Origin of the sequence: uncultured Campylobacter sp., from assembly GCF_937997465.1 — a bacterium.
Lineage (GTDB): Bacteria > Campylobacterota > Campylobacteria > Campylobacterales > Campylobacteraceae > Campylobacter_A.
In genome coordinates, this window is the sequence record NZ_CALKTQ010000231.1 from 1 (window position 1) to 4,250 (window position 4,250).

Sequence of the window (4,250 nt, forward strand, 5' to 3'; positions counted from 1 at the left end):
TTCTTTCATGCGTCTTGCTTAAACCAAAATCGTTTTTGGCAGGAAATTTAAAGTCGCATATTGAACTAAAAATTTTGCAATCTTTTAGTTTATTTGAGCCGAGCGCAAATTTAAACTCGGCTCAAATTTAAATTTATTTACGATTTTTTATTGTATCTAGCCACTTGCAGCCGTCTTGATCGCCTTCATCGCAAGCCTTCTTAGCGATTCCCTCAATTCTTTTGCAAGTTGCAGTATCACCCAGCTTGCATGCTTTGTATCCATATTCCATCGCTTTGTTATTATCTGCTCTTACGAGGTCTAAAGCATAGAGGCACGTATATGCAAGCCCGTACTCGCAACCTTTGTCAAAAAAATACAACTTTTTTTCCGGATCGTTAGTATATTTTACGGCCTCGTAGCATCCTTGCGCATATCCGTATTCACAAGCTTTTTCGTAAAAATACAGCTGATTTTTCGGATCGTAGTTGTAGGAGCTTGCTATCTGGAAGCAAGCTTCGCCGTCATTTTTTTCTTCACAAGCAGATTTTTGTTTTTCTGAAGCTTCTTTTTTCTCGGTGATACTTGCAATCCGGTTGCAGGCGCTTGTATTTCCAAATTCGCAAGCTTTGTTATAAAAAAACAGCTTTTTTCCAGATCGTTTCTGTAATAAGTATCTGCCAGCTGAATACAATCATAATTGTTCTTTTGTTCGGTACAAAAAAACTCTAGCCTCTTGCTCATGCCGCCTATCTTGTCGCACGCTGGGCCTTTTGGATTGTGTTTGCAAGCCATGGTATAAAGCTCTGTGGCTTTTTTATCGTCTTTCATGCTGTATTTATCGCTTTCATAGAGCGCGGCTAGATTGGCGCAGCCTTCTTTATATTGATCGTAGCAAAGTTTTTCTAAAATTTTCTTGCCCTTTTTGATGTCTTGTTTTTATGCCTACGCCATCCGTATAGAAGTGGCTCAGGATAGCGCACATATCATATATATCTCTATCGCACAATCCTTCATATAGATTAAACGATTTTTTATAATCCTTCTCTATACCCTGACCGTAATAATACATATAGGCAAGATGTATGCAGGAGGTATTGTCTTTTCCGTCATCTTTTTGCGTACTTAAACGACTTCTCGTAGTCTTTTTGTTTGTGTGCGATGTAGGCTAGCTTGCCGCAACTTTTAGAATCTTTTGCCTTGCAAGCCGCATCGCGTTTTTCCTCAAGCTCTTTTGGATATCCCTTTTCGCAGCATAGCTGGACCTTGTTTTTTGAATAATCGCAACACTTTTTGTAGTACTCCGTGACCATTTCCGAATTGCAAGGCATGTCTGGGTCCGTATTGTCATAATGCTTCGCGAGTCGTTCGCAAGACAACCAACTTTTCTCTTTCAGGCAACCCTCTTTATCGTAGGCGACGGTCTCTACGGTTTTACCGGCCGATCTTAGTTTGCTCTGCGATTACAGTACTGCTTTCCGCATGAGCGGATATTGCAAGCAATGCAACAAAAAAGATGAAAACTAGTTTCTTCATAGCGATCTACTTGTATAAAATTTATTTATCTATTATTATACTGATCTTATTAACCCATTAAGTATTATAGCCTATTATCTTAATTTTAGCAATATATTTTATTTTTTAAGTATTGTTTTAAATTTGGCATTCAAACCCTATATCTAAAACATTTTGTTGAATTTTTATTATAAAATTGGTAGTGTTTTTATAATAAAAATAACCATGTCATTTAATAGTATTTGTGGTGTTCTTGTGAGTCTAGGAGATAAAATCTATTGTATTTGTCGGGCGTGATCTATAGTTTGGTGCTAAAGTTTTTAACTTTTGGAGCGCGATGAATGAAGCGGTTTTAAAATCAGTAAAAAGTGATAGGATAACCTATCACTTTTACGTTTTAATTAAAAATTATAGTGGAAATTCACCATAAACGATCTCTCATCGCCTAGCCTCGAGCTTGAGCGCCAGTATTTTTTATCAAAGAGATTGTTTATCGCTAGCGTCATTTGTGCATGCTCGGTGAAGCTATATCCAGCACTCACGTCCACTCTAGCAAAGCCCGGCAAGTGTTGTTCTTGGATTCTACCGCCGCTAGTAGAGTAAAAGTAGCGTTTGGAGTAGCCGGTAACGCCGCTTTCTACGTACCATTTGTCTGCGTTTACGTAGCGTAAAAAGACATTGCCCTGCCAGCGCGTGGTTTCGTTTAGATTAAGCCCTTCGTTTAGCGGGTTTGAGTTGTCTTTAGTAACCTTAGCGTTCGTGTAGCCAAGCGAACTGCGCAGGTATAAATTTTCATAAATTTGTCCTAGCACGTTTAGCTCGATACCGCGGCTGCGCTCCTTGCCGCGAACCGCCCAAGTATATGGATCGTTTGTAGGATCTGGCTGATAGCGGATATTTTTATGTTCGATCTGAAATACTGCGATGTTTGAGCTGAATTTATTATCCACCCAAGTGCTTTTTAGTCCGATTTCGTACTGGACGTTGTTTTGCGGTTTTAGATCAAGCTTTGACGTATCTTCGGTGCTGATGCCGATGTTGCCTCTACCGCCGTAGGGCGCAAAGCTCTGCGAATACGAGACGTAAGCGGTGTGATCGGTTGCAAAGTCCCATAAAAAGCCGACCCTCGGACTAAATGAGTCGCCGGTGTAGCTGTTTGTTTGGCCTCTTATATTTCTGGTTTTAAATTTATAAAAATCAAACCTACCGCCAAGCATCAATCTATACGTATCGTCAAGGCTTATTAGGTCCTCGAAAAACACGCCGTGATTGATCGCGCGGTGTTTGTTGTCGGTCGTGAGCGGCACATTTCTGTTTGACGCCCAGCTGCCCCTAGATGCGTACGGGTCGATATCTTGCATATGGGTTCTGCTATACCAGAGCCTTGGATGGCGGGTTTCGACGTTGTTATCGTAACCGACTGCAATGTTGTGCTTAAATCTCTCGAAATTTAGCTCTTTGGTAAGTGTAAAGGCATTTGAGACAGTTTCATTATCAGTCTCTTGCTTTGCGTAGTTTTGTCTTAATTTATTGCCGCTAACGATTGATCCGCCGTAATAGTGGTCGAAATTTTGGCTAGCTTTTCTGTATCCAAAAACCCATTTTAAATTTAACTCTTTTGCTAGCTCGGCATTTAACTCCGTACGGAAAAAATGCAGTCTATCCTCCACGAAGTCGCCCTCGTGAGAAAAACCCTTTTTATAGTCGATACCTAGCTTGTCGTAGACGGCTTTGGTCGGAGTTCTATCGGGTACTCTCCAGGCGTTGTCGTACGTATACTGCGCTTCAAAGCTTACGTCGCCGCTTTGGTTTGTTACGATTACGCTAGGACTTATCATAAAATTTTTATATTTTATGCCTTCACGCCACGATTTACCGCGCTCGCCGTCGGTGGTTAGGCGTACGGCTAGTTGATTATTTACCGCGTGGTTTACGTCTGCGCCAAGCCCCCATCTGCTCCAGCTGCCGTATCTACCCGAGACCTTATAAACGGGGGTAAAATTTGCCTTTTTGCTTACTAAATTTACGACCGCGCCGCCGTCGCTCCTGCCGTATAGGATAGAAGCTGGTCCTTTTAAAATCTCGACGCGCTCGACGTTTGCGGTACTGCGCCTGATCTGGCCCGAGTCTCTCACGCCGTCTCTATATATGTCTCCGCCGTCTACGCTAAAGCCTCTTATTTTTATACTCTCGCCGCGCATGTCGTAGCCCGCGTCGATGCCGGCGTTTCCTTCGAGGATGCTTGAAAGATCATTCGTGCCGTAGTTGCGATTTTTTTGGATATCGATAGTTTCGATGGTTTGAGGCGTTTGCTTGTTGCTAAGTCCGTTTCTGTTTACTTCTGCGCTATCGTAAGCTACGTAGCCTTTTAGGTTATCTTGCTCGGAAATGCCTTCAACTTCGACGCTTGGAAGCATCACCGAGTAGCCGTCCGTCTTTGTGTCTGCGACGACAAAAGTAGCTAAAACAGCGACTGAAGCAAAAATGCTAAGTCTCATTATTCTCCCTTGATTTTAAAATAAAAACAAGAGTATATATCAATAATGCTTAAATAACTATTTGTAAATCATTTTATTATATACTAGCCATTGCGTATAGCGCGTTTTTATCGCTTGAGCAGAGGTTAATTTTTAAAATCTGAAAAAGTGCATTTTAAATTTGTGATCTTAAAACCTAACGGCACTATTTTTATTTTTTAATGCTCGCTATATTTGCGAGAGAACAATGATTCTTTGTTTGCGATTTTTTATAAAAAC

Annotated in this window: 4 protein-coding genes; all 4 read right to left on the reverse strand. The window is 41.2% G+C overall.

Annotated features, from left to right (window positions below):
• Window positions 1-133: 133 nt before the first annotated feature.
• The 4 genes from Q0546_RS07765 to Q0546_RS07775 all read right to left on the reverse strand — a co-directional run bounded on the left by Q0546_RS07765 (window position 134) and on the right by Q0546_RS07775 (window position 3,992).
• A complete protein-coding gene (locus tag Q0546_RS07765; protein ID WP_298791945.1) occupies window positions 134-673 on the reverse strand; it encodes a hypothetical protein in 540 nt (179 codons plus the stop codon).
• A gap of 186 nt (window positions 674-859) precedes the next feature.
• The gene (locus tag Q0546_RS11980) at window positions 860-1,066 is read right to left on the reverse strand and encodes a hypothetical protein (RefSeq protein ID WP_366519258.1); all 207 of its coding nucleotides are present in this window, start codon (window positions 1,064-1,066) and stop codon (window positions 860-862) included.
• A gap of 22 nt (window positions 1,067-1,088) precedes the next feature.
• Window positions 1,089-1,310 (reverse strand): hypothetical protein, encoded by a 222-nt coding sequence (locus Q0546_RS07770; RefSeq protein ID WP_298791947.1) that lies wholly within the window; start codon window positions 1,308-1,310, stop codon window positions 1,089-1,091.
• Window positions 1,311-1,895: 585 nt separating this feature from the next.
• On the reverse strand, window positions 1,896-3,992 hold the full coding sequence (locus tag Q0546_RS07775; RefSeq protein WP_298791949.1) for a TonB-dependent siderophore receptor: 2,097 nt from the start codon (window positions 3,990-3,992) through the stop codon (window positions 1,896-1,898).
• Between the last annotated feature and the right edge of the window lie 258 nt (window positions 3,993-4,250).

What these genes read in the sequence shown, in the direction of transcription:
- Q0546_RS07770 (WP_298791947.1), bottom strand. Translation starts at nt 1,310, where the DNA reads ATGCCTTGCAATTCGGAAATGGTCACGGAGTACTACAAAAAGTGTTGC.
- Q0546_RS07775 (WP_298791949.1), bottom strand. Translation starts at nt 3,992, where the DNA reads ATGAGACTTAGCATTTTTGCTTCAGTCGCTGTTTTAGCTACTTTTGTC.